Annotated in this window: 24 protein-coding genes; 12 read left to right on the forward strand and 12 right to left on the reverse strand. The window is 62.1% G+C overall.

Features of this window, described 5'->3' with window-relative positions; all coding sequences use genetic code 11:
- On the forward strand, positions 1 to 113 hold a 113-nt coding region (locus tag ACW9IB_RS19695), incomplete at its 5' end, for a hypothetical protein (protein WP_238346834.1).
- A gap of 66 nt (positions 114 to 179) precedes the next feature.
- On the opposite strand, the gene ACW9IB_RS19700 is transcribed toward ACW9IB_RS19695, so the two are convergent.
- The 6 genes from ACW9IB_RS19700 to ACW9IB_RS19725 form a co-directional block, all read right to left on the reverse strand.
- Positions 180 to 1643: an MFS transporter gene (locus ACW9IB_RS19700; RefSeq protein ID WP_457415028.1), complete on the reverse strand. Its 1464-nt coding sequence runs from the start codon at positions 1641 to 1643 to the stop codon at positions 180 to 182.
- A 54-nt stretch (positions 1644 to 1697) separates the two neighbouring features.
- On the reverse strand, positions 1698 to 2498 hold the full coding sequence (locus ACW9IB_RS19705; protein ID WP_457415029.1) for a hypothetical protein: 801 nt from the start codon (positions 2496 to 2498) through the stop codon (positions 1698 to 1700).
- 14 nt (positions 2499 to 2512) lie between these two features.
- A complete protein-coding gene (locus ACW9IB_RS19710; protein WP_457415031.1) occupies positions 2513 to 3679 on the reverse strand; it encodes an MFS transporter in 1167 nt (388 codons plus the stop codon).
- Between the two features lie 70 nt (positions 3680 to 3749).
- Positions 3750 to 4547: a hypothetical protein gene (locus tag ACW9IB_RS19715; RefSeq protein WP_457364753.1), complete on the reverse strand. Its 798-nt coding sequence runs from the start codon at positions 4545 to 4547 to the stop codon at positions 3750 to 3752.
- Positions 4547 to 5995 (reverse strand): radical SAM protein, encoded by a 1449-nt coding sequence (locus ACW9IB_RS19720; RefSeq protein WP_457415033.1) that lies wholly within the window; start codon positions 5993 to 5995, stop codon positions 4547 to 4549. The genes ACW9IB_RS19715 and ACW9IB_RS19720 overlap by 1 nt, the downstream gene beginning before the upstream one ends.
- Positions 5995 to 8583 carry a glycosyltransferase gene (locus ACW9IB_RS19725; protein WP_457415035.1) on the reverse strand — a complete coding sequence of 863 codons (2589 nt, stop codon included), beginning with the start codon at positions 8581 to 8583 and terminating at the stop codon, positions 5995 to 5997. Before ACW9IB_RS19725 ends, ACW9IB_RS19720 begins: the two co-directional genes overlap by 1 nt.
- A 731-nt stretch (positions 8584 to 9314) precedes the next feature.
- Between ACW9IB_RS19725 and ACW9IB_RS19730 the strand changes: the two genes are divergently transcribed.
- Positions 9315 to 9803: a DUF1289 domain-containing protein gene (locus ACW9IB_RS19730; protein ID WP_457415037.1), complete on the forward strand. Its 489-nt coding sequence runs from the start codon at positions 9315 to 9317 to the stop codon at positions 9801 to 9803.
- Between the two features lie 213 nt (positions 9804 to 10016).
- On the opposite strand, the gene mdeB is transcribed toward ACW9IB_RS19730, so the two are convergent.
- On the reverse strand, positions 10017 to 12695 hold the full coding sequence (mdeB, locus tag ACW9IB_RS19735) for an alpha-ketoglutarate dehydrogenase (RefSeq protein ID WP_457415039.1): 2679 nt from the start codon (positions 12693 to 12695) through the stop codon (positions 10017 to 10019).
- A 193-nt stretch (positions 12696 to 12888) separates the two neighbouring features.
- Between mdeB and ACW9IB_RS19740 the strand changes: the two genes are divergently transcribed.
- The 3 genes from ACW9IB_RS19740 to ACW9IB_RS19750 all read left to right on the forward strand — a co-directional run bounded on the left by ACW9IB_RS19740 (position 12889) and on the right by ACW9IB_RS19750 (position 15582).
- Positions 12889 to 13803, forward strand: a complete 915-nt coding sequence (locus ACW9IB_RS19740; RefSeq protein ID WP_457415041.1) for a class I SAM-dependent methyltransferase — start codon at positions 12889 to 12891, stop codon at positions 13801 to 13803.
- Positions 13804 to 13952: 149 nt separating this feature from the next.
- Complete coding sequence (pcsA, locus tag ACW9IB_RS19745; RefSeq protein WP_457364759.1) at positions 13953 to 14672, forward strand: phosphatidylcholine synthase; 720 nt, start codon at positions 13953 to 13955, stop codon at positions 14670 to 14672.
- 130 nt (positions 14673 to 14802) lie between these two features.
- The gene (locus ACW9IB_RS19750; protein WP_457364760.1) at positions 14803 to 15582 is read left to right on the forward strand and encodes a TSUP family transporter; all 780 of its coding nucleotides are present in this window, start codon (positions 14803 to 14805) and stop codon (positions 15580 to 15582) included.
- On the opposite strand, the gene nudC is transcribed toward ACW9IB_RS19750, so the two are convergent.
- Together nudC and ACW9IB_RS19760 are read right to left on the reverse strand one after the other, a co-directional pair.
- Positions 15550 to 16383 carry an NAD(+) diphosphatase gene (nudC, locus tag ACW9IB_RS19755; RefSeq protein WP_457415042.1) on the reverse strand — a complete coding sequence of 278 codons (834 nt, stop codon included), beginning with the start codon at positions 16381 to 16383 and terminating at the stop codon, positions 15550 to 15552. The two genes, ACW9IB_RS19750 and nudC, sit on opposite strands and share 33 nt — an antisense overlap.
- Positions 16384 to 16388: 5 nt before the next feature.
- Entirely contained in the window at positions 16389 to 17201 is an 813-nt protein-coding gene (locus ACW9IB_RS19760; protein WP_457415044.1) for a crotonase/enoyl-CoA hydratase family protein, read from the reverse strand.
- A gap of 193 nt (positions 17202 to 17394) precedes the next feature.
- Between ACW9IB_RS19760 and ACW9IB_RS19765 the strand changes: the two genes are divergently transcribed.
- From ACW9IB_RS19765 to ACW9IB_RS19780, 4 genes are all read left to right on the forward strand, one after another.
- Positions 17395 to 18651, forward strand: coding sequence for a chloride channel protein (locus tag ACW9IB_RS19765; protein ID WP_457415045.1), 1257 nt, complete (start codon positions 17395 to 17397; stop codon positions 18649 to 18651).
- A gap of 74 nt (positions 18652 to 18725) precedes the next feature.
- Positions 18726 to 19280, forward strand: a complete 555-nt coding sequence (locus tag ACW9IB_RS19770; RefSeq protein ID WP_457415047.1) for a UPF0149 family protein — start codon at positions 18726 to 18728, stop codon at positions 19278 to 19280.
- A 317-nt stretch (positions 19281 to 19597) separates the two neighbouring features.
- Positions 19598 to 20854 carry a 3-phosphoshikimate 1-carboxyvinyltransferase gene (gene aroA / locus ACW9IB_RS19775; protein ID WP_457415049.1) on the forward strand — a complete coding sequence of 419 codons (1257 nt, stop codon included), beginning with the start codon at positions 19598 to 19600 and terminating at the stop codon, positions 20852 to 20854.
- 32 nt (positions 20855 to 20886) lie between these two features.
- Entirely contained in the window at positions 20887 to 21276 is a 390-nt protein-coding gene (locus ACW9IB_RS19780) for a hypothetical protein (protein WP_457364766.1), read from the forward strand.
- Between the two features lies 1 nt (position 21277).
- On the opposite strand, the gene ACW9IB_RS19785 is transcribed toward ACW9IB_RS19780, so the two are convergent.
- Positions 21278 to 21877 (reverse strand): NAD(P)H-dependent oxidoreductase, encoded by a 600-nt coding sequence (locus ACW9IB_RS19785; RefSeq protein WP_457415051.1) that lies wholly within the window; start codon positions 21875 to 21877, stop codon positions 21278 to 21280.
- A gap of 83 nt (positions 21878 to 21960) precedes the next feature.
- On the opposite strand from ACW9IB_RS19785, the gene ACW9IB_RS19790 reads away from it, so the two are divergent.
- On the forward strand, positions 21961 to 22563 hold the full coding sequence (locus tag ACW9IB_RS19790) for a TetR/AcrR family transcriptional regulator (protein WP_457415053.1): 603 nt from the start codon (positions 21961 to 21963) through the stop codon (positions 22561 to 22563).
- 112 nt (positions 22564 to 22675) lie between these two features.
- Entirely contained in the window at positions 22676 to 23053 is a 378-nt protein-coding gene (locus tag ACW9IB_RS19795) for a COG4315 family predicted lipoprotein (protein WP_457364769.1), read from the forward strand.
- Between the two features lie 92 nt (positions 23054 to 23145).
- Here the strand turns inward: ACW9IB_RS19795 and ACW9IB_RS19800 are convergent, their stop codons facing one another.
- Positions 23146 to 23823, reverse strand: coding sequence for a GNAT family N-acetyltransferase (locus ACW9IB_RS19800; RefSeq protein WP_457415055.1), 678 nt, complete (start codon positions 23821 to 23823; stop codon positions 23146 to 23148).
- A gap of 56 nt (positions 23824 to 23879) precedes the next feature.
- The gene (locus ACW9IB_RS19805) at positions 23880 to 24764 is read right to left on the reverse strand and encodes a LysR family transcriptional regulator (RefSeq protein ID WP_457415057.1); all 885 of its coding nucleotides are present in this window, start codon (positions 24762 to 24764) and stop codon (positions 23880 to 23882) included.
- 114 nt (positions 24765 to 24878) lie between these two features.
- Here ACW9IB_RS19805 and ACW9IB_RS19810 point away from each other — a divergent pair, with 114 nt between their 5' ends.
- Complete coding sequence (locus ACW9IB_RS19810) at positions 24879 to 26093, forward strand: MFS transporter (RefSeq protein ID WP_457415059.1); 1215 nt, start codon at positions 24879 to 24881, stop codon at positions 26091 to 26093.
- Positions 26094 to 26106: the final 13 nt, after the last annotated feature.

Here is a 26106-nt window from a genome sequence, read left to right on the forward strand (position 1 = left end):
CCACCAACCCGTTCCCGTGGATGAGCGAGATCATGGACTTGAAGAAAGAGAAGAACTTCTTCGAAACCCGTGTGATCGAGTACCAGACCGGTGGTGCGCTGAGCTGGGATTGATTCCTGAGCGACGTAACATAAAAAAAGCCCCGACACGTTCGGGGCTTTTTTTGCATCAACGTCGGCTCACGCCGTATCGGCGGCCTGGGACAGCGGCCTGGCCACATGTTCCAGCGACTTGCCCTCCGCCGCGACGCCCCAGATCGCTTGCACCACCGCCGCCACGACCATCATCGCCGCGCCGATCAGGTAGCCGATGAACAGGCTGCTGCGCTCCTGGCTCTGGATCAATTGGCCGAACAGGGTCGGGCCGATGATGCCACCCAGGCCAGTCCCCAGTGCGTAGAACACCGCGATGGCCAGCGCGCGGATTTCCAGCGGGAAAGTCTCCGCCACCGTCAGGTAAGCGGAGCTGGCGGCAGCGGAGGCGAAGAAGAAAATCACCATCCACGACGCCGCCTGCTGAGTGACGCTCAGCCAGCCTTGCTCGAAAGCATACCCGCTGATCACCAGCAGCACCCCGGAGATCGCATAGGTGGCGCTGATCATGATGCGCCGCCCGACCACGTCGAACAGGCGCCCCAGCAAGAGCGGGCCGCAAAAATTGCCCAGGGCCAGCGGCAACACATACCAGCCAACGCTTTCGGAGGGCACGTCATAGAAGTCGGTCAGCACCAGCGCGTAAGTGAAGAAAATCGCGTTGTAGAAAAAAGCCTGAGCGGTCAGGAGGGTCATGCCGACCAGGGCGCGACGGCGGAAACTGACGAACAGGGTATGAAAGATTTCCCCCAGCGGCGTGTGATCCCGCGCGTGCAGGCGCAGCGGCTTGCCGGTCACCGCCGAAAGCGTGTGCCCTTGCTGGCGCAGCTTCTCTTCGATGCCTTCGACAATACGCCGCGCCTCGTCATGCCGCCCATGGATCAACAGCCAGCGCGGGCTCTCCGGCAGCCACAGGCGCATCACCAGAATCACCAGGCCCAGTGCGGCGCCGATGCCGAAACACACACGCCAGCCGAGGTCGCCGCCCAGTACGTCCGGGTCCAGCAACACAATCGCCCCGCTCGCCCCCAGCGCCGCGCCAAGCCAGAACGTGCCGTTGATGGTCAGGTCGACCCAGCCGCGATAGCGGGCCGGGGTGAATTCCTGGATGGTCGAATTGATCGCCGTGTATTCGCCACCGATGCCCATGCCGGTCAGGAAGCGAAACAGCAGGAATGATTCGAGATTGAACGAAAACCCCGTGGCCGCCGTGGCGCCGATGTACAGCCACAGGGTGATGAAGAACAGCTTGCGACGCCCCAGGCGGTCGGTCAGCCAGCCGAACAGCAAGGCGCCGATCACCGCGCCGGCGATGTACACGCCGCCGGCCAGGCCAATGTCGAAATTGCTCATGTGCAGCTCAGGGCTGCTCTTGAGCGCGCCGGACACCGAGCCGGCCAGGGTGACCTCCAGGCCATCGAGCAGCCAGGTGATGCCCAGCGCGAACACCATCAAGGAGTGGAAACGGCCCCACGGTAATCGATCCAGGCGTGCCGGCAGATCGGTTTCAAACACTTCTGCGCGTACGCGGTCATGCCCTTGGAGCGTCATCGGCACATCCTTTTCGGAACATCGTGACAGGCCCTCCTGTGAAGGCCCCAGAAGTTACTCCCCGCTTCCCGCAATGGTGATGTAGTCGGTGTAGATCTGCGGTGCACCGGAGAACGACGCCAGCTCGCGCCATTCTGCGTACATGCGCTCGCTTTCCTGGTGCTCGCGCACGAACGTCAGGGCTTTCAGGGTCGACACATCCAGCTCGGGGTGGAACGAGTTCAACGACTCCAGGCTTTCGATTTCCAGCATGACTGCGTACTGGTCCAGGCGGCTGCCGCCCAGGCCCTTGAGCATGTGGAATTTCCAGCCCGGGTAATCGTCTATGCGGTGGACATTGTCAGTGATGAAGCGTTCAAAGGTTTCCGGGGCCACACCCGAACGCAGCGCCAGGTTGTGGATCCCCACCAGCCGCGCCACGGGCACTTGGCCCGGCGCCGCGGCCCGGTAGTTGGGGCCTTCGGGCAAGGAGCTGCGGGTGTTTTCGGCGACCAGGCCGTAGTACGAATAAATCGTTGGACGCTCGGCATAGGTCGAGTAAGTCTTCCACTCTTCGATCAGCGCCTGGGCCTGCTGGTGTTCGTGCCAGAACACCTGGGCGTGGGCGGTCGGGTCGCCGTTGTGATCGATGTAGCGCGCGTAATCTTCGGCACTGGGCGCTTCGAACAGCATGAGGTATTGGTCCACCCGTTCACCGCGCAGGCCCTTGAGCAAGGTCCACTGCCACCCCGGGTACGCCGGAATGCCCACGCCTTTTTCACGCGCGAAGTTTTCGAAGTCTTGGGCTGTCACGCCTTTTTTCAGGTTGAGGCCAATGTAGTTCAGGCTGAACACCGGACCGGATAATTGACTCATAAAAACTCCTTGGGTTAAGCGCCGTAACGCGCAATGCGTCGGGCGCAGGAAGCCACCAGCAACATGATCACCACACCGGCGCCAAACACGGCGGTGAGGCTTGAGTGATGCGCGATGAAGCCGATCAGCGCCGGCCCGCTCAGCAGGCCGGTGTAGCCAATCAGCGTGACCGCCGGCAGGGAGAAATTCGACGGCACACCAGGCTGATTGCCGGCGGCGGTAAACAGGATCGGCACGATGTTGGACAAACCCGCCCCAGCCAGGATGAACCCGCCGAGCGCCACGCCCGTGTGGTCGACACTGACCAGCAACAGCACGCCGGCCGCCGCACACAGGCTGCCGAGCACCAGCACGCGTTGGCGGCCCACGGCGTTGACCAGGCGATCGCCATACAAGCGGCCCAGCGCGACGGCAATGGAATACAACGTGAAGCCGAACCCGGCATGGCTCTTGTCCATGCTGCGTTCGGTGTGCAGGAACACGGCGGACCAGTCGAGCATTGCGCCTTCGATCATGAAGATGAAAAAACACAACGCGGCCAGAAACAGCACGCCCGGATGGGCCAGGGCCTGGAACGTACCGCCCGACTCACCGGGCTCCACCGGCCGCTTGGCCAATAAATGCGGCGCGGCCCGGGACACCACCAGCGCGATCAACAGCGCCACCAGTGAAATCGCCGGCAACGGCATCAAGCCCGCCCACAGCAACACGCTCACGCCCCCTGCCCCGGCCACGCCGCCGATGCTGTAGAAGCCGTGAAAACCGGACATCCGCGCCTGCCCGCTTTCGCGTTCGACAATCACCGCCTGGGCATTCATCGACACGTCCAGCAGCCCGTTCACCGCGCCGAACACCAGCAAGGCTGCGCCAATCGCCAGGGGAGACGTGGCGTACATCATGAACGGCAGCACCAGGCAGAACACCACCGAGCAGGCCAGGATCAGCGCCCTGCAACCGAACCGGGCAATGGCGCGACCGGTAAACGGCATGACCAGCATCGATCCGGCGGCAATGCAAAACAGCAGCAGCCCGAGGGTGCCGTCGTTCACGTCGAGCCGGGTTTTGACAAACGGAATCAGCGGCGCCCAGGACGCCATGCCCAGCCCCGCGATGAAAAAGATGCTGCGTGTGGCACGTTGCTGGCGGACATTTGAATCAAGTACTACGGCAGAAACATTCACAGAGCGTTCACCTTCTTGAGCACAGACCTCAGGGACCGACGCGCCGTGCGGGCCGCGCCGGTACACCGGGTCAGTTCAGACTTTGCGCCACCGCCAGATAGTCGGTGTAGATCTGCGGCGAGCCGGAAAACGACGCCAGTTGTTTCCACTCTTCGTACATCTGCTTGGTGTCGCGGTGCGCCCGGGCAAAAATCGCCGCCTGGTCGGTGGCGATGTCCGGCTCGGGATAAAACACATCCAGCGCAGCCTGGCTCGCGATCTCCATGAACACCACGTATTGGTCCAGACGGTTGCCCCGCTCGCCCTTGAGCAAGCGAAACTTCCAGTCCGGGTAATCCTCGATGCGGTGATGGTTTTGCGCGATGAAGGTTTCGAAGGTGTGCGGCTGCACATCGGCGCGCAGCGCGAGGTTGTGCAGGCCGATCACCCGCGCCACCGGCTCCTTGCCGGGCCGGTCTTCATAACGTGGGCCGTAAGGCACGGTGCTTTTGGTGTTCTCGGCGAGCAACCGGTAGTCGGTGAACAGCGTGGGCAGTTCGCTGTAAGTGCCGTAGCGTTTCCACTCGCCAAGGATATCCAGCGCCTCGGGATGGTCACGCCAGAACTGGCGAGCCAGTTCGGTCTTGTTGCCGTCGGCGCCCACGTAGCGGTCCCGCTGCTCGGCGCTGTCGATCTCGAACAGCATCAGAAACTGCCCGGCCCGCTCGCCACGCAAGCCGCGCAGCAATGTCCAGCGCCAGCCGGGATAGCACGGAATGTGCACGCCTTTGTGCCGCACGAACTGCTCGAATTGTTCCGGCGTCACCCCGGCTTCATGGTCGATGGCCACGTAGTGCAGGCTGAACACCGGGGCTGTGGATGGGCTCATCAGTGGCCTCCAGCGGCTTGGGTATCGAACTGGGTGTTGATCACCGCTTCCACCAACGTCACCCCATTGGTGGTCAGGCGCACGAGATCGCCCTCGACGGTCACCAGTGCTTTCTCCACCAGCTTGTCGAGCGTACGGCTGATCACTGGGTTGTCGAAAAAGCTGTTGCCGCCAAAACGCTGCTTGAACACTGCGTCATCCACGGGAACCAGGGTGGACAAGGCCATCTTGAATGCGTTGACTTCCCGCGCCAGCGCCGACATGCCCCGGCTGTTATCGATGGGCAGGCGGTTTTCGTCCAGCGCCTGCTTGTACTTGGCGTAGCCGGTGATGTTGATCGCTTCGGCGCGGGTGCACTTGGAACTGCCGCCCAGGCCAATCGCAACTTCCGGGTACTGTTTGTCGAGGTCGGTGATCAGGCCTTTCCACTTCTCCGCCTCCCGCCCGTTCTGGTGGAAGTACATGGTGGGGTGTTCGCCGTACTCGGCGTTCAGGTGCTGTTCGACCACTTCGCGCATCTGGTACTGCTTGCCCAGGCCCGGGAAGGTCATGTTGTTGATGTTGATCAGGCCCTTGCGCTGCCAGTGGCTCTGTTTTTCGCCCGACACGCCGGTGCGGCTTTTCATGAACTCTTCCATGTGCAGCTTGGCGATCACCACGTGGGACAGTTCCAGCTCCAGGGTGCGCTGCATGTCGTATTTCACGTCATCCACACTCTGGCCGAGCATGCCGTAGATGAGGTCGACACTGACCCAGTCCAGGCCCAATTCGCGGGCGTAATAGATGGTATCCACGCACTCTTCAGCCGAGTGCATGCGCCCGCAGGCGGTGATGATGCGGTCATCGAACGACTGGGCGCCAAAGCTGATCTTGGTGAACCCCAGCTCCTTGAGCAGCAGCAGGTATTCCTTGTTCAAGGTGCCCGGCTCACCCTCGAAGCGCATGGTGGCGACGGAAAAGTTGAAGTGGCTGCGGTAGAACGCCATCAACCGGCGCAACTCGGGATCCGGCAGCAGCGAAGGTGTGCCGCCGAAGATGTTGAACTCGCCGACCTCGGCCTGCGCCAGGCTCGGGACTTTTTCGAGCCACATCGTGGCTTCCTTGATGTTGTAATCCACCAGGTCCTTGAACACCACCTGGGACGACGCGGCCTTGGGGTTCAGGATCACCGTGGGGTATTGGCAGAAATGGCAGCGATAACGGCAGGTGGGAATATAGGCCCACAGGTGAATCTGCTTGGCTTGGCGGATCTCGCTGTCCATGTCCTGGAAAAACGACGGCAGCGGGTAATCGGGAATATCGCCGGGAAATACGTGGCAGCCGAACGGGTCGTTGTACACGTACTCCAGGAACGCGCTGTTGTCCGGATCCGCAAGGAACTCATAGACCCGCGGCGTCGGGTAGTTCGGGTCGATGTCATTGAGTGATACAAGCGCTTCGCTGGTCATCAGAACACCCCGCCGTTGGCAAAATAGTTGTGGGCTTCACCCGACTCGCGGTCTTCGGCGAAGTAGTACACAAAGCGCTCGAAGTCCTCGGGCTTGACGGTCTCGAAGCACTCGGGCAACGGCGGCGGGAAGCCGATGTCTTCGCCCACGGCGCGGCGCAAGGCGCTGAAGATCTCTTCGCGGAACTCGAAGTACAGGCGGTAGCTGGGGGTCTTGTAGGCATGGATCGGCTTGAAGTCGATCACCCGCGAGCTGTGCTTGATTTCATGAATGCGCTGGTACATGCGGTCAGCCACCGGGCCGCCGAAGAAATCCCGCACCGCCGGGTTTTCCAGCAGGATCTGCGGGTTGAGCAGTGCCGGCAGCGCGATGTTTTTCGGCACGAAATCCTTGATCGAGTAATGCCAGGCCTGTACCGACTGCGCCGGCGTGGTGTCGCTCAGGGTGGGGATCTGTTGCTCCACGTCCGGGCGCACGTCCTTCATGATGATGATGCCGTCCTGGCCGTAGGCATTGCCGGTGATCACCTCGTCGAGAATGGTGTCCACGCGGCGGCTGTTGATCTCGATACGCGATTTGTGGGCGTAGACCGGTTTGCCGCCCCAGGCGATTACACGGATGCCAAAGTCCCAGTCGTCGGACAAATGCTCGACGAAACGGCCCTTGTCCAACTGGTAGAAAATCTCGATCCCACCGACCTTGTCGTACAAGCCGCGCTCCACCGCGAAGCCCTTGCCGTCCGGAAAACCGCCGAACAGCGAGAAGGACACTTCACGGCAGCGCAGGGTTTTCTGGATTTCGTTGTACAGGTTCGGACGCTTTTCGAAGGCGGCTTCGTTGTAGTAGTAATTGCAGGTGCCGAGGTCGCCGTCCTCTTCGATCATTTTCAGGATCAAGGCATGCAGCCAGTACGGGTCGACGGTGCAGTCGGCATCCGCCGAAACGATGTAGTGCTTGTTCTCTTCGCCAATGCGGATATCGCGGTTCCTGGACCGCACGGAGGCGTAATCCATGCCGCGTTTACGTGCCGATGAAACGCCTTGGGTGGTTTCTTCGATCACATAAATATCAAGCGAGGGGTTATTGGCCTTGAACGCATTGATTTTCTTGATGGAATCGTCTGTCGAGTTATTGTCGACAAAGATCAGTTCATAGGTGGCGTGGGTAATCAGCCCCCCTTCTGTTTTCTGATTGAACAAAGAGTCCAGAACGCTATCAATGCGGTCGCTTTCGTTATAAAGCGGCAGCACCACCGAGACAAATACGGAATCACGCATACTTTCTCCAGAAGAATTCAAGTCCAACATGCTCATTACGTTATTGGCGAGTGCCCGCCGCCCAATCGAGAAGTTGCGTCGAGCCACCCTCTCCATCTGCAGCCGGTTATTCAACAGCTGGTAAACCTCATTAATGAATGCCTCGTCCGGCAGCCCGTCCTGCTCTTCGGTAATCGCCATGACGGGGGCTTCGAATCCGTGCTGGCCATACACCTCTTGATAATATTCATAGCGCGTTGCGATATAGCAGCGCCGACTGCTGATGGCTTCGCCCACCGGGTTGCCATAACTGTCGTAACCCCATGAGGTTAAAAAAGAAACCAGATCGCAGGAGTAATACAGGTCTTCAATACTGATGTCCGATTTGTTCGAACGCATCACGTCATGGGACAACGAGCCAATGAACTTTACATAGGCTTCAACTTGCAACTCCTTGACCAGATTATTCAGCGTATTGAAAAACCCGGGATGTTCTTGCGGATCGCCCGCTACCGCCAGGTACACCCGGCGCGGGCTGCCGCTGTCGGCGAACCGCTGGTTCAATTGCTGCACCAGGTAGATATCGCGGTCCTGGCGTTTTTGCGGAATGATCCGGGTGGTCCGGGCAATCAGAATGTCGGTATCACGAATGTCCAGACGCTCCTTGATGTTGGCGTACTGGCTTTGCCCGCTGAAATCGTAAGTGTTTTTACGTACCTTGACCTCGACCTCGTGGTTGCACCACGCCTCCAGCCGGTTTTTCAGGTCGTTGTTCAGGGTCACATAGGAAATATGCCGCGAGCGCACGGGTTTGACCGCGTGGGTGTAGGGCTCTGGCCCGTACTTCATCGCGCTTTTTTCGCTGCTCCACATCAGGTCGTGGTCACGCCAGATCACGAAATTACCCAGGTCGTGCCGGTTGCCGTAAGCCTCGATCGCCAGGTAAAGCGCCTGGGTGTAGATGATGTTTTCGGGCAGCGTGCCGTTTTCGACGATGACGTAGCGGATGTTCAATGCGTCCCACTGCTGGACGATGCGCTGGGCCAAGGCCTGGGCCGACACCTGAACGGCACTGACAAGGCGGCCTTTTTCCTCGGGGGATGCCGGTATTTTCTCGGCGATCAGGACCCCATGGGAGTGTTCGATGAAGTCGACGTTGTAATGGGGGATGGTGTCGATAGCGTCGACGCGCACCAAGGTGAAGATATCTTTGTAGAGATGGGTTTCATAACTATAAGGTTTGTTGAAGTTGCCCTTGTCGACCTTGATGTCATAGCCCAGGTCCAGATAAAGCTTGACGCCCTTTTGATCGAAACCCTTGGCGATCTTCAAGGCCTCAACAGTGATTCCCGATACCGCGACGGCATCAAATGATATAAATATCGCTCCGGCAGGCATAGCAATACTCTCCAAACCAATAAAGATGCATGGATGATTACGTACTCATAACGACTATTTGGAATAACGCTGGAGCTTTAACTGAACATGACACTGTTAAAAAAGCATCGACACCCCGCACTTTCGCACGGAAAATTTATACTTTTTTTGCAGATGAAGACGCGCAAGCATGTACTTACGTATCAGATTAAAAGAAGGCACCTGGCCAGTCTTTCAACTTCATACTGTCATGTGGTGATGGATGCGATTGATCTTTTCATAATTATTGTTAGAAGCTTCCTGCGTAATATGCTGTAGGAAAAAATACTCGTCTGTACGAGTGAAATCAAGGCTCTTGTAGGACAAGTTTTTATTTTTTTTGGGGATCCAATTTTAAGGGCGGCATTTGCGACAGTTCCTGCACTTATGCCCTTAACTTGGTAGCTACAGGCCATTAATGGCATAGCGCCTGACATCGTGACCGATATACATAAAGTGCGGCTTCCAGCCACGCCGGTGTTCTCCGCGCGCCTCATACCTGTCAAGCATTCTTTCTGTACAAAATCATGCGCATACGGGTGACACGGGGGTCCAAAAAACCTCAGACTATGCGCCGCGGGAAATCGTTAATGCCTGCGAAACGCCCTCTGCCGAGGCCGTGCTGTTTCACCTGACGACGTTTTTTTATGCCCAATCACACCATCAAGACCCCCTGCATCGGCCTGTGCTCCACCGTCTACGGTGACCTGGTCTGCCGGGGTTGCAAGCGCTATCACCACGAAGTGATCCAGTGGAACGGCTACAGCTTTGAGGAGAAACAAGCGGTGTGGCTGCGCCTGGAGCAATTGTTGGTGCAAGTGATGGCCAGCAAGCTGGAAGTGTTCGACGCACAGTTGCTGCGCCAGCAACTGGAAAACCGCAAGATCCGCTTCATGCCGCACCAGTCGCCCTACTGCTGGGCGTATCAGTTGATTGCTCGGGGCGCGCGGGTGATTTCCAAGCTGGAGGCCTATGGGCTGGCGTTGTTGCCGGAGTTCCGCGAACGCAGCCTGGCGGACTTGCGCGACGCGGTCGACCGCGAGTTTTTCCTGCTGTCCGAGGCGCATTACGAGCGGTATATCGCCCCGGGTTTTCTACAGGAAGCCTTTGGGCCGGCGCTGATCGCCACCCTCTAAACACACTGCAAAACCAATGGGTGTGCGGACTTGCTCGCGAAGGCAGTGTGTCAGTCATCACACTCGTCGACTGACAGACCGTATTCGCGGGCAAGCCCGCTCCCACATTGGAACTCCATTCGATGCCCTGCTCACTGTGAATCCCCTGTGGGAGTTGTCGAGCCCCGGCGAGGCTGCGACCCGACCCGCTCCCACATTTTTGATTTGCGCCCGTCAAGAGATCCAGGACGCGGCACGCTCCGATTGCATGCCATACCGCTTGATCGCCTGCTGACACACACTCGCGGCCAGTTCCCCCTGCTCCACCAACGCCGTCAGTGCAGCCAGCACAAGGTGATGGCGGTCCACTTCGAAGAAATCGCGCAACGCCGCCCGGGTATCACTGCGCCCGAACCCGTCAGTGCCCAGAACCGTGTAAGGAGAGTCCATATAGGAACCGATCATCTGCGGCACCGCCCGTACATAGTCGGACACCGCAATCACTGGCGCGCCTTTGGGCAGGCAGGCGCTCACATGGCTCACTCGCGCTACGGCCTGCGGGTGCAAGCGATTCCAGCGTTCCACCTCCCGCGCATCCCGCGCCAGCTCGCTGAAGCTGGTCACGCTGAATACCTCGCTAGCCACTTGCCAGTCGGCGGCCAATAACTGCGCTGCGGCCTGGGCCTCGCGCACCAGTGTGCCGGCGCCGAGCAGGCGCACCCGGGCGTTCGGCGCGCCTTCGAGACGGTACATGCCCTTGATGATCGCCGCTTCCACGCCTTGTGGGAGACTCGGCTGCGGGTAGTTTTCATTCATCAGGGTCACGTAGTAGAACTCGTCCACCTCCTGTTCCAGCATCCGGCGCATGCCGTGGTCGAGAATCACCGCGAACTCCCCGGCAAACGCCGGATCGTAGGCACGGCAGTTCGGCACGGTGGCGGCGGTGAGGTGGCTGCTGCCGTCCTGGTGTTGCAGACCTTCACCGCCCAGGGTGGTGCGCCCGGCGGTAGCGCCCAGCAAAAAGCCCCGGGCGCGCTGGTCGGCGGCGGCCCAGATCAGGTCGCCGATGCGCTGGAAGCCGAACATCGAGTAATAGATGTAGAACGGCAACATGCGCAAACCGTGCACCGAGTAGCTGGTAGCCGCCGCGACCCAGGAACTGATGGCACTGGCCTCGCTGATGCCCTCCTCCAGAATCTGCCCGTCGGTGGCCTCGCGGTAGCTGAGGATCGAGCCGATGTCTTCCGGCTCGTAGCGCTGGCCGACACTGGAATAGATGCCGATCTGCTTGAACAGGTTGGCCATGCCGAAGGTGCGCGCCTCGTCCGCGACGATGGGCACGATGCGCGGGCCGAGGGCCTTGTCCTTGAGCAGGTTGCTGAGCATGCGCACGAAGGCCATGGTGGTGGACATTTCCTTGCCTTCGGCCAGGGTGGCAAAACCGGCATAGCCTGCAATCGGCGGCACCTCAACGGTGGGTGCAATCTGGCTGCGGCTTGGCACAAAACCGCCGAGGGCGTTGCGGCGTTGGTGCAGGTAACGCAACTCCAGGCTGTCCTCGCCCGGTTTGAAGAAGCTCAGGGATTCGGTTTGTTCGTCGGTCAGGGGCAACTGGAAGCGATTGCGGAAGGCGATCAGCGCGTCGCGATCAAGCTTCTTCTGCTGGTGGGTGGTCATCTTGCCTTGCCCCGCCTCGCCCATGCCGAAACCTTTCTTGGTCTGGGCGAGAATCACCGTGGGCTTGCCCTTGACCCGTCGCGCCGCAGAGTAGGCGGCGTGAATCTTGACCATGTCATGGCCGCCACGCTTGAGGCGGTCGATCTGTTCGTCGCTCATACCGGCAACCAGCGCTTTAAGGGCGTCGCTCTGGCCAAAGAAGTGTTCGCGGTTGTAGGCACCGTCCTTGGCGGCAAAGGTCTGGAACTGCCCATCGACGGTGGTGGACAAGGTGTTGACCAACGAGCCATCGGCATCCTTGGCGAGCAAGGCGTCCCAGTCCGAGCCCCACACCAGCTTGATCACGTTCCAGCCGGCGCCGGCGAACAAGCCTTCGAGCTCATCGATGATCCGGCCATTGCCGCGCACTGGCCCGTCGAGGCGTTGCAGGTTGCAGTTGACCACCCAGGTCAGGTTGTCCAGGCCTTCGCGGGCCGCCAGGGTCAGGGCCGACATGCTTTCCGGCTCATCCATTTCGCCATCGCCGAACACGCCCCATACATGGCGGTCGGTGGTGTCCTGTAAGCCGCGATGGTGCAGGTAACGCATGAACCGCGCCTGGAAAATCGAACTGATGGGGCCGATGCCCATGGAGCCGGTGGGAAACTGCCAGAAGTCCGGCATCAACCATGGATGCGGATAGCTCGACAACCCGCGCGCACCCGCCTGGGGGCCGCCGATTTCCTGGCGATAGTGGGCCAGGTCGCTTTCGCTCAGGCGCCCTTCCAGAAAGGCCCGGGCATAAATGCCGGGCGCGGAATGGGGTTGGTAGAACACCAGGTCACCGCCAAAGCGGTCGTTGCGCGCACGAAAAAAATGGTTGAAGCCCACTTCGAACAAATCCGCCGCACTGGCGTAACTGGCGATATGGCCGCCCAGTTCGCCATAGGCCTGGTTGGCCCGCACCACCATGGCCAAAGCGTTCCAGCGCACCAGGGAAGCCAGGCGCTCTTCGGTGGCGAGGTCGCCGGGGAATGCCGGCTGCTGCTCCACGCTGATGCTGTTGATGTAAGGCGTGCCGTGGCGCGGTTTCCAGTCGATGTGCGGGGCACTGGCATCGCCGGCCAGCAGGTCGAGGATCTGCCGCGCCCGCGCCGGGCCGGCATTGGCCACCAGAGACGCCAGAGCGTCGCGCCATTCGTCCAGCTCTTGCTGGTCCATTGCTGTGTCGTTCACTGCATTTGCGAAACCGTTCATGGGCACCTCCAGGCGTTTTTTTTCCAGTTTATGGCGGCGCCAAAGGATTTTTTGCCTGTTATCAGGCGCACTTTTCAATATTTTGAGCATGATTCACTGCCAATCAATGTTTTCCCAGCACGATATGCTCAAGCACCCCAAGACCTCGCAATTATGTTTAAAATGCCGCCCGCTCAACGACCGACGCTCAACGATGACCCCAGACGCACTCGCCACCCTGCACGCTCACCTGCTCAACGCCCTGGCCACTCCGCCGGCGGAAACCCGTCGTCTGTTCCATGGCCGGGGCCGGTGCTGGCCGGGCCTGGAGCAACTGACCGTGGACTGGCTGCAGGGCGTGATACTGGTCGCGTTGTTCAAGGAGCCTGAAGCTGCGCAGCTGGAGGCCCTGAAACAACTGCTACGCGCGCAACTCAGTGCATACACCGTGGCCCTGCAACATCGCTACCTGCCGCAAAGCACCACCGAATGGCTGGTGGGCAACCCGGTCGACGAGCTGACCATCACCGAAGGCGGGCTGCGCTACCTGATCGACCTGGGCAAAAAGCAGAATAGCGGGCTGTTCCTCGACATGCGCTACGGCCGCAACTGGGTGCGCGAACAAGCCAAGGGCCAGCGCGTGCTCAACCTGTTTGCCTATACCTGCGGGTTTTCCGTGGCGGCCATCGAAGGCGGCGCTGACCACGTGGTGAACCTGGACATGGCCCGTGGTGCCCTGAGCCGTGGGCGTGACAACCACCGCCTGAACGGGCATGACCTGAACAAAGTGAGCTTCCTGGGCCACGACCTGTTCAAATCCTGGGCCAAGGTCACCAACAGCGGGCCCTATGACTTGGTGATCATCGACCCGCCGTCGTTCCAGAAAGGCAGTTTTCTGCTGACCAAGGACTACCAGCGCGTGCTGCGACGCCTGCCGGATCTGCTCACGCCCCACGGCACGGTGCTGGCGTGCATGAACGACCCGGCCTTTGGCGAAGACTTCCTGATCGATGGCGTCACGCGCGAGGCGCCGGGCCTGCGCTTTATCGAACGGCTGCAAAACCCGCCGGAATTTCCTGATATTGATGCCCAAAGCGGCCTCAAGGCGCTGGTGTTCCGCCAGGGCTGATGCCGAAATGCCGGACCCTTGCTACGCTAAGTGATACACCGGGGCGGTGAACCTTATCCCCCCCTTCCCGGTCGATACCTGCATTCCCTGGCCAGACTCGACGGCGTCGCGCTGTCGGCTGCCCCGTTTCACCTTTCGGAGAACCGCCCGTGATATCGACCCTGCATGTAGCCAGACTCAAAGCCTGGGGCGCCCACGGCTTTACCGCCACCGGTGTGGTACTGGCCTTTCTGGCCACCCTGGCGCTGCTGGAAAACTCACCGAAGGCCTGTTTGCTGTGGCTGGGCCTGGCGCTGGTGGTCGATGGCGTCGACGGCTCACTGGCGCGACGGGTCAATGTGAGTACGGTCCTGCCCAGTTTCGACGGCTCGGTCCTGGACCTGGTGATCGATTACCTGACCTATGTGTTCATCCCGGCGTTGTTCATCTACCGCTACATCGACCTGCCGGACTTCACCCACCTGTTCACCGTGTCGGTGATCCTGGTGTCTTCGCTGTTCTGCTTCTGCAACGTGAACATGAAGAGCAAGGACAACTACTTCGTTGGCTTCCCCGCCGCCTGGAACGTGGTGGCGCTGTGCGTCTATATCATTCAGCCGGAAGCCTGGGTGACCCTCGCGACCGTGATCGGCCTGGCGCTGTTGACCGTGACGCCGATGAAATTCCTGCACCCGTTCCGCGTCAAGCGCTTCATGCCGATCAATATCGCCGTGACCACGATCTGGTTGCTGTGCAGCTTCTTGATGGTGGTGGACTACCCCAACACCAACCCGTGGACGTTTGGGCTGTGGTCGCTGATGTCGGCGTATTTCCTGGGGATTTGTGTGTGGCGTACGGCGCTGGAGTGGCTCGAAACACACAGGTCCTAAGCGGGCACCGTAAAAATGTGGGAGCTGGCTTGCCAGCTCCCACATTGGAACTCCCTACATCCGGCAGGTAAGATGCAGGCCTTTGGCGCAGCCCCTTCGCTGCGCACCCTGCCAGCCATAAGCCCTGCCCATGCCCTTCGAACTCAGCGTTGACCTCACCACCCTCGCCATCCTGGCGCTTGTCGCCTTTATCGCCGGTTTCATCGACGCGATCGCCGGCGGCGGCGGACTGCTTACCACACCCGCCTTGCTCACAGCCGGCATGCCGCCGCACCTGGTGCTGGGCACCAACAAGCTCAGTTCCACCTTCGGCTCGGCCACCGCCAGCTTCACCTTCTACCGCCGCAAGCTGTTTCACCCGCGCCAGTGGGTACATGCCATCGTCGGCACGCTGGTCGGGGCGCTCAGCGGCGCGGTGGTTGCGCACTACCTGCCTGCCGAAACCCTGAACAAAATGCTGCCGGTGATTGTGTTCGCCTGCGGCGTGTACCTGCTGTTCGGCGGCACGCCCAAGGCGCCGCTGGACGCCGATGCGCCGATCAAGAAGAAATGGCAATCCACCCAGGGCTTCGGTCTGGGCTTCTACGACGGCGTGGCCGGCCCGGGTACCGGGGCGTTCTGGACCGTGAGCACGATGCTGTTGCACCCCATCGACCTGGTGAAAGCCAGCGGCGTGGCGCGCAGCATGAACTTTGTCAGCAACGCAGGCGCGCTGACGGTGTTTATCATCAATGGGTCGGTGGACTGGATCGTTGGCCTGGCCATGGGCGTTTCGGTGATGTGTGGCGCGTTCTTTGGCGCCCGCAGTGCCATCAGCGGCGGCGCCAAATTCATTCGCCCGGTGTTCATCACCGTGGTCCTCGGCCTGACGGTGCGCCTAGCCTGGCAGCACTGGTTCAGCGTGACCTGAACGGCGGGCCAGGTAGAGGTCGATGAGGTAACGCGCAATCGAACGTGACGCCGGCAATGGCGGCAGGTCGTGGATATTGAACCATTGCGCGTCCTCGATTTCGTCGGCCTGGGGCACGATATCGCCGCCGGCGTACTCGGCATGGAAACCCAGCATCATCGAGTGCGGGAACGGCCAGCATTGGCTGCCCATGTACTGGATGTTCTTGACCTCCACCTGCACTTCCTCGCGCACTTCGCGGATCAGGCAGTCTTCGGCCGACTCCCCGGGCTCGGCGAACCCGGCCAGGGTGCTGTAGACCCCGGTCACAAAGCGCGGCGAACGCGCCAGCAGGATCTCGTCGCCACGGGTCACCAGCACGATCATGCTCGGAGAAATCCGTGGGTAGCTGCGCAGGTCGCAGGCCGCGCAATGCATCGCCCGCTCCCGCGGCACCTGGACCATGGCCTGGCCGCAACTGCCGCAAAACCGGTGCTCCCGCGCCCAGGTGCCGATCTGCGCGGCGTAGCCCAGTACTTTGTACAGGGTGTGATCGCCTTGCAGCATGAAGCCGCGCAGCCCCTGCCAACTGCAACCTGGCACCTCACCGGCAGCGTCCAGCTCCAGCAGGTACACCGGTTCGCCGTCGAGGTGGCCGATGCCGTGTTCGGCGAACACGGCCAGGTCCTGGCGCTTGAGCCATTCCCGGGGGAACAGCGGGCCGTTGGTGTCATGCAAAAAGCCGTCGCGGCTGCGGGCGACGGCCCAGCCGCCAGGGGTGTCGTTATCCAGCAGCGTTGTGGTAATCCAGCCTGGGGTCATGTCAGTCAATCCACGAATTCGGGTTTCTGCTTACTCATGTGGGCCGCGATGGCCACGCGCAGGTCGTTGGATTGCAACATAGCCGAGTTCCAGGTGGCAACGTATTCCAGGCCATCATTGACCGTGTGGTCACGCATGTAGCTGATCATCGCCTTGGTGCCGGCCACGGCAATCGGCGACTTGGCGGCGATTTCATGGGCAATCTCCATCACCCCGGCCAACAGGCTGTCCTGATCGGGATAGACCCGATTGACCAGGCCGATGCTGCGCGCTTCCTCGGCGCCGAACTGGCGACCCGTATAGGCCAGCTCACGCAACATGCCGTCGCCGATGATGCGCGGCAGGCGTTGCAGGGTGCCGACGTCGGCGGCCATGCCGATGTCGATTTCCTTGATCGAGAACTGCGCGCCTTCGGCGGCGTAGCGCATGTCGCAGGCGCTGATCAGGTCGATCGCGCCACCGATGCAATAACCCTGGATCGCCGCCAGCACCGGCTTGCGGCAGTTGTCGACAGCGTTGAACGAGGCTTGCAGCTCCAGGATCTTGCGGCGCAGCAGACGCGCGTTGCGGCCCACGTCCTTGCCGAACTCGTTGGCCACCGAGGCCAGCATCATCAGATCGATACCCGACGAAAAATGTTTGCCGGCACCGCTGAGCACCACGGCGCGCACGACGTCGGTGTCTTCGACCCACTGGAAGATATCGATGATTTCGCTCCAGAACGCGGCGTTCATCGCATTGATCTTTTCCGGGCGGTTGATCTGCACATGGGCAACGTTGCCGGTGAGTTCGACGACGAAAGCTTGGTATTCGGACATGGCAGTGATCCCTGACTGGCGAGTGATAAAGCCCGAACTATAACAAGGCTGCAGGACGGCGCATCTGCCAAAAACGGGACGGCAAAACGTAATGGAATGTTGTGGATGCAGGCCCGCATGCGCCACCGATACATTTCACCCGGGGCCATCGATTTATCGGCTATACAATCAGGGCCACTGCCCGGAGCCGCCCATGCCGACGACCTTTCGCCCATCCTTGATCCTCGCCCTGGTGGTGGTACTGACCGGCGTCGGCGCCGGATTGGGCGGGATGTTGCTGGCCCTGTTGCTACACGGTATCCAGCACCTGGCCTACGGCTACAACCTCGACAACCTGGTCAGCCACGAAACCTTTCTATGGGGCGTGACCGCCGCCGCGCCCGAACGACGCTTGAGCGTCTTGGTGATCTGCGGGCTGGTCGCGGGGTTCGGCTGGTGGGCGGTGTACCGCTATGGCCGCCCATTGGTGAGCATCAAGCAGGCCGTCTCGGAACAGATGCCGGACATGCCGCCCAAAACCACCCTCGCCCACGCCGTGCTGCAAATCATCACCGTGGCCCTGGGCTCGCCGCTGGGGCGCGAAGTGGCGCCGCGCGAAGTCGGCGCCCTGGCCGGTAGTTGGTTGTCGCGGAGGGCGCGCCTGGCGCCGCAGTTGCATCGGCTGATCGTTGCCTGCGGCGCCGGTGCCGGCCTGGCTGCGGTGTACAACGTGCCCTTGGGTGGCGCGGTGTTTGTGCTGGAAGTGCTGGTGGGCGCCTTCAGTTGGCCGGCAGCGATCATTGCGCTGGCCACCTCGGCGATTGGCGCGGCGGTGGCCTGGATCGGGCTGGGGGCGGAGTCGCAGTATGTCGTGCCGCACTTTGTATTGAGCCCGGCGTTGATCACCTGGGCCGTGGTGTGCGGGCCGGTGTTCGGCCTGGCGGCATACGGTTTCACCCGCCTGACCGGCACAGCACGGGCCCATGCCGCCCGTGGCTGGCGCCTGCCGGTATTGGCATTGCTCAACTTCACGATCATCGGCGTGCTGGCCATGTGGCTGCCACCCATCCTCGGCAACGGCAAAGGCCCGGCACAACTGGGTTTCGACAATGAGCTGAGCATCGGCCTGGCCTCGCTGTTGCTGCTGGTCAAGGTGCTGATCACCACCAGCAGTCTGCGCGCCGGCGCCGAAGGCGGCCTGCTCACGCCGGGCCTGGCCAATGGCGCGCTGCTGGCGATCATCCTCGGCGGCGCCTGGAGCCTGGCGTGGCCCGGCGTGCCCTTGAGCGCCTTCGCGATCATCGGCGCGGCCGCCTTCCTGGCCGCCAGCATGAACATGCCGCTGACGGCGATTGTGCTGGTGGCGGAATTCACCCGCATCGACCATGACTTTCTGGTGCCGATCATCCTCGCTGTGGTGGGCTCGGTGTGCGTGAGCAAGCTGTGCCAACGTCTGGAAAACGCTGGATAAATGCCGACGCACAGGCCATCCTTCGCGCTTTGAGCCGCCTCGCGCGCGGCGTTCGACGTTGAAAGGATATGCCCATGCACGCCCAACCCCTCACCCACGCCGAATTCGAAGCCCTCGAAGAGACCCTGCTCAAGTACGGCGACGACCACTCGGTGCTGAACCTGGCCGAACTCGACGGCTACTTCACCGCCCTGGTGTCCGGCCCGACGCCGGTGGACGTGAGCGAATGGTTCCCGGCGATCTGGGGTGGCGAGAACCCTGACTGGGAAAGCGTCGAAGAAGCCCAGCACTTCCTGGCACTGTGCGTGCGCCACCTCAACACCCTGGCCGAACAACTGGCAACCGACGCCAGCGCCTTCAACGCCCGCTTCGACGACACCGAGCATCAGGGCCACACCGTGACACTCGCCGAAGAATGGTGCTTCGGCTACATCCGCGGCGGCGCCATCGGCAACTGGCCGGAATTGCCAGCCGCCCAGGCAGCCGAGTTGGAAAAGATCTCCTGGTGCGCCGAACAGGACAACTTCGAACTGCCGGCGGACCTGGACATAACCGCCCACCAGCAACGTGTCAGCGAAATCGAACCCGCTGCGCGGGCGCTGCATGATTACTGGCTGGCCAAACGATAAGGTGAAAGCCGGCTTGTCGGGCCGGAGAAGACGGCGGCACTGCCAATGGAGCGGCCGCCTGACCCACCGCTTTCGCAGCCTCGCCGGGGCTCGACAGCTCCCACAGGGGACTTGATTGTTTGATTGTTCCCACGCTCCGCGTGGGAATGCCGCCCTGGACGCTCCGCGTCCGCTTTTGAAGTCATCAAGACTATTGCTCCCGCAGGAATTGATGCACACCTGGTAAATACCTGCACCCAAGCTCGACAACCACCGCCCCAATACCCGATTATTCGACTCCGCCCGCCGCCCTTGCCTTGAAACAGGAGCCCTGTACCTTGAGTTCGCAGAAAACCGTGACCGTGACACCGCCCGATTTCCCCCTCACTGGCAAGGTCGCACCCCCCGGCTCCAAATCCATCACCAACCGCGCCCTGCTGCTGGCGGCGCTGGCCAAGGGCACCAGCCGCCTGAGCGGCGCACTCAAAAGCGACGACACCCGCCATATGTCGGTGGCCCTGCGCCAGATGGGCGTGACCATCGACGAACCGGACGACACCACCTTCGTCGTCACCAGTACCGGCAAACTGCAATTGCCCGCCCAACCCTTGTTCCTCGGCAACGCCGGCACCGCGATGCGCTTTCTCACCGCCGCCGTGGCCACCGTCGAGGGCACAGTCGTGCTGGACGGCGATGAGTACATGCAAAAACGCCCGATTGGCCCCCTGCTGGCCACCCTCGGCCAAAACGGTATCCGCGTTGACAGCCCCACCGGCTGCCCGCCGGTCACCGTACACGGCGTGGGCAAGGTGCAGGCCAAGCGCTTCGAGATCGACGGCGGCCTGTCCAGCCAGTACGTGTCGGCACTGCTGATGCTGGCAGCCTGCGGCGAAGCGCCGATTGAAGTCGCCCTCACCGGCAAGGACATCGGTGCCCGTGGTTATGTGGACCTGACCCTGGACTGCATGCGTGCCTTTGGTGCGCAAGTGAGCGAAGTCAACGACACCACCTGGCGCGTCGCGCCTACCGGCTACACCGCCCACGATTACTTGATCGAACCCGACGCCTCCGCCGCGACCTACCTGTGGGCTGCCGAGGTACTGACCGGCGGGCGCATCGATATCGGTGTGGCCGCCCAAGACTTCACCCAGCCGGACGCCAAGGCCCAGGCCGTGATCGCCCAGTTCCCGAACATGCAGGCCACCGTGGTCGGCTCGCAGATGCAGGACGCCATCCCGACCCTCGCCGTGCTGGCCGCGTTCAACAACACACCAGTGCGCTTCACCGAGCTGGCCAATTTGCGCGTCAAGGAATGTGACCGCGTGCAGGCGCTGCATGACGGCCTCAACGAAATTCGCCCGGGCCTGGCAACCATCGAGGGCGACGACCTGCTGGTGGCCAGCGATCCGGCCCTGGCCGGAACCTCGTGCCAGGCCTTGATCGACACCCATGCCGACCATCGCATCGCCATGTGCTTTGCCCTGGCCGGCTTGAAGGTCGCGGGCATTCGCATCCAGGACCCGGACTGCGTCGGCAAGACCTATCCTGAGTACTGGAAGGCCCTGGGCAGCCTCGGGGTTCAACTGAGCTATTGAGAGGTTCGCGTCGGAATGGGGAGGCAATGCACATGACAATTCGCCAGCCCTGCCCACCCGGCGCCTGCGTGTGTGACCGCGAACAGTTGCTGGATGCCCCGGGCGCCGACCTGCGTATCCTGCAACTGACACGCCAGCAGGAAAAAATCCTGCTCGACCGCCTCGAAGATCTCAAGAGCCTGCAAGACCTGGAGCGCATGCAACAGCTGATGTACCAGCAACTGGGCATCCGCGTGCATGTCGCGCCGGGGCATACCGAGGTCAAGAGCATGCGCGGCATTCAGATCGAGATCGACGAACTCCCGGGGCTGTGCCGCAAAACCCGGCAATCGATTCCCGCCGCCATTCGCCGGGGCATGGAAAAACGCCCGGAAATCGCCTACCGCCTGCTCGACGCCAACGACCTGTTTCGCGACCTGTGAGTCAGCCGGCGACGGCCTCGGTTTCGAACAGCGCTTGACCCAGCGCCCGGGCTTTCTTCAGATGCAGCTGCGCCCCGCCACTTTCCGAATCCAGCAACAGCGCGGACGTCACCACCCTCGCCCCGCAGTAATCGAAAATCCCGTAGTCGATCTGGGTGCGCATCGCCTTGGCATAGCCGTGTCGATCGAACGCGTCGTCATCCGCCGCGCCCAACGCCAACAGATGCACCTGCAGATGCCGCAGTTTTTTCACCACCGGGGTATCCGGCCCGTAGTCGATAGCCCAACCGTTGACGAATACCCGGTCGATCCAGCCCTTGAGCAAGCCGGGCATGGACCACCAGTAGATGGGGAATGCCAGCACCAACGCGTCGGCGCGGTCGATGCGCGCCTGCTCGGCCAGCACATCGGCGGGTGGCGTGGCGCGGGTGCGGTGTACGCGGTGGTCGGCGGCGCTGTAGCGCGGGTTGAAGCCTTCGGCGGCAAGGTCGGCGACTTCGCTGCTGTGCCCGCAGGCGGCCAGGCCGGCGGCGACCTCGGCCGCCAGGCTGTGGGTGAGGGATTGCGGGTCGTGATGGGCCACAACGATCAGTGCGTGCATGACATTGACTCCCTTTCGGTTTAGGCTGGGAACAAGCTACTTTTGGTAAGTTAACGCGATCAAGTTACTTTTGGTATATAAGCATGTCAAGTGTTGAATCCCCTGCGCCACGTCGTCGCCTGCCCCGCGAAGAGCGCCTGCGCCAATTACTGGAAGTGGCCTGGCAACTGGTGCGCGATGAAGGCACCGAGGCCCTGACGCTGGGCCGTCTAGCGGAACTGGCGGGCGTCACCAAACCGGTGGTCTATGACCATTTCGTCACCCGGGCCGGGTTGCTGGCGGCGCTGTATGAAGACTTCGACGGGCGCCAGGACCAAGTGTTCAGCCAGGCCATCGAGGCCAGCAACGCGACCCTGGAGGACCGGGCCTGGGTGATCGCCTCGTCCTATGTCGACTGTGTGTTGTTGCAGGGCCGGGAAATTCCGGGGGTGATCGCCGCGCTGAGCAGCTCGCCGCAACTGGAAACCCTCAAGCGCCAGTACGAGGCGGTCTTCCTCGACAAGTGCCGCGCGGCCCTGGCGCCCTTCGCCCCGGACGGCACGCTGGCCCAGGCAGGCTTACGCGCCATGCTGGGAGCGGCGGAAGCCTTGTCCCACGCCGCCGCCAGCGGTGAAATCAGCCGTGAAGACGCGCAGCAGGAGTTGCTGGCAACCATCCTGGCGATGGTCCGGCGCAGTCGCGGTTAAATAATTATTCAGCAGGGAGGAATAAAGCGGCGTGACGGGTGTTTACCTGAGTACGGCTTGTGAATACAGCACAAGGCCAGTACCCCAACTAGAAAAGACCCAGGAGTTTGTCATGCTGAAAAAATTCTCCCTCGCTGCTGCTGTGATGCTCGCGTGTGCTTCCTCCATGGCCTTCGCCGCCCCCGCCAAAGTCGCGGACAGCGCCAAAGGCAAAGTGCTGGTGGACAGCAAAGGCATGACCCTCTACACCTTCGCCAAGGACACCGCCGGCAAATCGGTGTGCAGCGGCCAGTGCCTGGCGAACTGGCCAGCCTTCACCGCGTCGGCCACCGCGAAAGACGCCGACGGCTACACCGTGATCACCCGTGACGACGGCAGCAAGCAATGGGCCTACAAGGGCCAGGCGCTGTACACCTGGGTCAAGGACAGCAAGCCGGGCGACATCACCGGTGACGGCGTTGGCGGCAACTGGAACCTGGCCAAGCCATAAGACACGCGCTGGCAGCGGTCGTGGGGGGGGGGGGGGGGGGGGGTGGGTGGGGACGGCCACCCCCCCCCCCCCCTCGCCACGCCAAGCCTGCTTCAGCGCTGCTCATTCACAAAGCGTTGCACCTTGCGCGTCAGCTGATCCAGATGCCGATCACGCTGTTTCTCCGCGTCCACCATCGCGCGCTTGCCGTACTTTTGCAGCAGGTAGGTATGGATCTGGCGCACCTCCAGCGAGCGGTAGATCGCGTCCACCTCCAGTACGCCCATCAAGCCTTCCGTGCCGTAATCACGTGTGTTCATCAGCACCTGGGTTGCGCGCGCACCGCGCACTTGAAAGCCCAAGGCCTCGAATGCCGGTACTTTTTCCACCGCACACGCCAGTTCGGCGTGGGGATAGCGCCCGAGCACTTCGCCCATCATGGCGCGCGCCACGCCCTGGCGACGAAAGCCAGCCTGCACGGCCATGAAGGGGATGCCGCAAGCGTCGGAGTCGTCCTTCACCGGCAGGCACAATAGAAAGCCGATGACCTTGTCCGGGTCTTGCGCCTCTGTTGCCACGATCAGTTCGACCGCAATCCCCTTCGCCCCATTCAGCGCCTCCAGGTACAGGTGCACCTCGAAGCCAATCGCATATTGATAGATGTTGTACAGCAGGTTGCTCGGCGGCAGCGCCACGCTGCTGATGTCGGTGAGGTTGTCCACCACCAGTTGCAGGATCTGGCCATTGATAGGCTCGGGGCACGGCGTGGTGTAACGGGTAAGGCTGAACATGCAGATTCCTGGGGTTTCACGTCAAGGCAGCGGCGATTGTACCTGTTGCGGCCCCGTCAGTGCCCGCACACCTCGCGCAGGCAGCTGCGCAACCAGCGATGGGCCAGGTCAGCATCCAATCGGGGGTGCCAGAGCATGGCCACGGTGAACGTCGGCAGCGTGACGGGCAGCGCAAAGCAATGCAGCCCATGGCGTTGGTGCGCGGTGTAGCGCTCGGGCACGCTGGCGATCAGGTCGGTATCGCGGGCCAGGGCGATGGCCGTGGCAAAGCCGGCAACGATGGTTGTGATGTGACGGCTGAGGCCCTGGGCCTCGAGGGCGTCATCGATCTGGCCACGATCCTGCCCTCGCCGCGACACATACACATGCTGCCCCTCGGCAAAACGCCGCACACTCACCTCACCCCGGCTCAAAGGGTGGCCGCTGCGCACCACGCCGATCAAGCGGTCGCGAAACAGCGCCTGGGTCAGCACTTCCGGGCTGGCGGTGGGGTCGACCACGCCGGTTTCCAGGTCGACACTGCCTTCACGCAGCAACGCACTGTCCTTGTCGGTCTTGTGCACGAAGCGCAGGCGCACGCCAGGGGCTTCCCGGGCGATGCGTGCCAGCAGCGCCGGGCCGAAATTCTCGACGAACTCTTCGCTGGCACGCAGGGTGAAGGTGCGCTTGACCTCGACCATGTCCAACGCTTGCGCCGGACGCAGCACCGCTTGGGCATCCTGTACCAGGCGGCTGACCTGTTCGCGTAACTCGACCGCACGGGGGGTCGGCACAAGGCCACGCCCTGCACGCACCAGTAACGGGTCGCCTGTGGTTTCACGCAGGCGCGCCAGGGCACGGCTCATGGCGGACGGGCTCAGGCGCAGGCGCTGGGCGGCACGGGCGACACTGCCTTCGGCGAGCAATACGTCCAGGGTGATCAATAAATTCAGGTCAGGCATCGGCACTCCTCACATGGCGTCATATGCAGCTATTGATTGCAAACCATGCGTCTTCCGCCATGTTAGGCCAGGCCGTAGATTTGTGACAGTTGCGTTCACTCAAGGAGTCGTCCCATGCGCCCGTCCCCTCGCGGCAGTCTCGTCAGTCTGTCCCTGTCCATCTTGCTGGCCTCCCTGGGTACCAGCATCGCCAATGTCGGCCTGCCCAGCCTGGCGCAGGCGTTCGACGCGTCCTTTGCTGCGGTGCAATGGGTGGTCCTGGCGTATCTGCTGGCCATCACCGCCGTGATCGTCACCGCCGGTCGTCTCGGTGATCGACTGGGACGCCGCCGTTTGCTGCTCGCCGGTTTGCTGCTGTTCGCGTTTGCCTGTGCCCTGTGTGGCGCGGCCTCATCCCTGGCATGGCTGGTGGGCGCGCGCGCCCTTCAGGGCCTAGGCGCGGCGAGCATGATGGCCATGGCCCTCGGCATGGTCGGCGACACCGTCACCAAAGAGCGCACCGGTCGCGCAATGGGCCTGCTCGCGACCATGTCGGCCATGGGCACCGCCATGGGTCCCAGCATCGGGGGATTGTTGCTGGGGCTGTGGGGTTGGCGGGCGCTGTTTCTGGTCGGTGCGCCCCTGGGCGTGCTCACCGCCCTCTTCGCCTGGCGTTGCTTGCCGGTGGATCGTCGCCCTGCAGCGCCCACGGCGGCTACGACCTTTGCCACAGCCTTGCAGGACGGATCACTGCGCGCCGGGCTGGCGATGAGCGCGCTGGTATCGGCGGTGATCACGGCTACCTTCGTGGTGGGTCCCTTCTATCTGTCCCGTGGCTTGGGCCTGAGCCCCGAGTGGATGGGCCTGACTATGGCCGTCGGGCCTTGTGTCGCGGCCCTTGCCGGCGTGCCCGCTGGCCGGCTCACCGAGCGTTTGAGCAGCCGGCGCACCACGCAGGCAGGGCTCGGCGTTTTGCTGTGCGGCGCGCTGCTGTTGTCGCAAGCCTCGGGACTGATCGCCTATCTCGGCGCGCTGGTCATACTCACCCTTGGCTACAGCCTGTTCCAGGCCGCCAACAACACCGCCGTGATGAGGGATGTCGAGCCCGCGCGCCGTGGCACGATCTCGGGCCTGCTCAACCTGTCGCGCAACCTGGGCCTGCTGTTCGGTGCCTCGGCCCTCGGCGCGGTATTTGCCTGGGCCGCACCCAATGTGACCCGGGCAGCGCCGCAGACCGTAGCAAATGGCCTGCACGCCACCTTCACAGTGGCACTTGGCCTCATCCTTCTGGCCGGGTTGTTTGCCTGGGGCCGTCATGGCGCCGTGAATGCGTTGCGAAACGCCCGTTAAGGCAAAAAAACAA

The organism is Pseudomonas sp. SDO524_S393, from assembly GCF_054071875.1.

Bases quoted from the DNA above. Each gene is read 5' to 3' on its own strand.
- ACW9IB_RS19700 (WP_457415028.1), bottom strand. From the start codon at position 1,643: ATGACGCTCCAAGGGCATGACCGCGTACGCGCAGAAGTGTTTGAAACC.
- ACW9IB_RS19705 (WP_457415029.1), bottom strand. From the start codon at position 2,498: ATGAGTCAATTATCCGGTCCGGTGTTCAGCCTGAACTACATTGGCCTC.
- ACW9IB_RS19715 (WP_457364753.1), bottom strand. From the start codon at position 4,547: ATGAGCCCATCCACAGCCCCGGTGTTCAGCCTGCACTACGTGGCCATC.
- ACW9IB_RS19720 (WP_457415033.1), bottom strand. From the start codon at position 5,995: ATGACCAGCGAAGCGCTTGTATCACTCAATGACATCGACCCGAACTAC.
- ACW9IB_RS19730 (WP_457415037.1), top strand. From the start codon at position 9,315: ATGCCCAATCACACCATCAAGACCCCCTGCATCGGCCTGTGCTCCACC.
- mdeB (WP_457415039.1), bottom strand. From the start codon at position 12,695: ATGAACGGTTTCGCAAATGCAGTGAACGACACAGCAATGGACCAGCAA.
- ACW9IB_RS19740 (WP_457415041.1), top strand. From the start codon at position 12,889: ATGACCCCAGACGCACTCGCCACCCTGCACGCTCACCTGCTCAACGCC.
- ACW9IB_RS19750 (WP_457364760.1), top strand. From the start codon at position 14,803: ATGCCCTTCGAACTCAGCGTTGACCTCACCACCCTCGCCATCCTGGCG.
- nudC (WP_457415042.1), bottom strand. From the start codon at position 16,383: ATGACCCCAGGCTGGATTACCACAACGCTGCTGGATAACGACACCCCT.
- ACW9IB_RS19760 (WP_457415044.1), bottom strand. From the start codon at position 17,201: ATGTCCGAATACCAAGCTTTCGTCGTCGAACTCACCGGCAACGTTGCC.
- ACW9IB_RS19765 (WP_457415045.1), top strand. From the start codon at position 17,395: ATGCCGACGACCTTTCGCCCATCCTTGATCCTCGCCCTGGTGGTGGTA.
- ACW9IB_RS19770 (WP_457415047.1), top strand. From the start codon at position 18,726: ATGCACGCCCAACCCCTCACCCACGCCGAATTCGAAGCCCTCGAAGAG.
- ACW9IB_RS19780 (WP_457364766.1), top strand. From the start codon at position 20,887: ATGACAATTCGCCAGCCCTGCCCACCCGGCGCCTGCGTGTGTGACCGC.
- ACW9IB_RS19785 (WP_457415051.1), bottom strand. From the start codon at position 21,877: ATGCACGCACTGATCGTTGTGGCCCATCACGACCCGCAATCCCTCACC.
- ACW9IB_RS19790 (WP_457415053.1), top strand. From the start codon at position 21,961: ATGTCAAGTGTTGAATCCCCTGCGCCACGTCGTCGCCTGCCCCGCGAA.
- ACW9IB_RS19795 (WP_457364769.1), top strand. From the start codon at position 22,676: ATGCTGAAAAAATTCTCCCTCGCTGCTGCTGTGATGCTCGCGTGTGCT.
- ACW9IB_RS19800 (WP_457415055.1), bottom strand. From the start codon at position 23,823: ATGTTCAGCCTTACCCGTTACACCACGCCGTGCCCCGAGCCTATCAAT.
- ACW9IB_RS19805 (WP_457415057.1), bottom strand. From the start codon at position 24,764: ATGCCTGACCTGAATTTATTGATCACCCTGGACGTATTGCTCGCCGAA.
- ACW9IB_RS19810 (WP_457415059.1), top strand. From the start codon at position 24,879: ATGCGCCCGTCCCCTCGCGGCAGTCTCGTCAGTCTGTCCCTGTCCATC.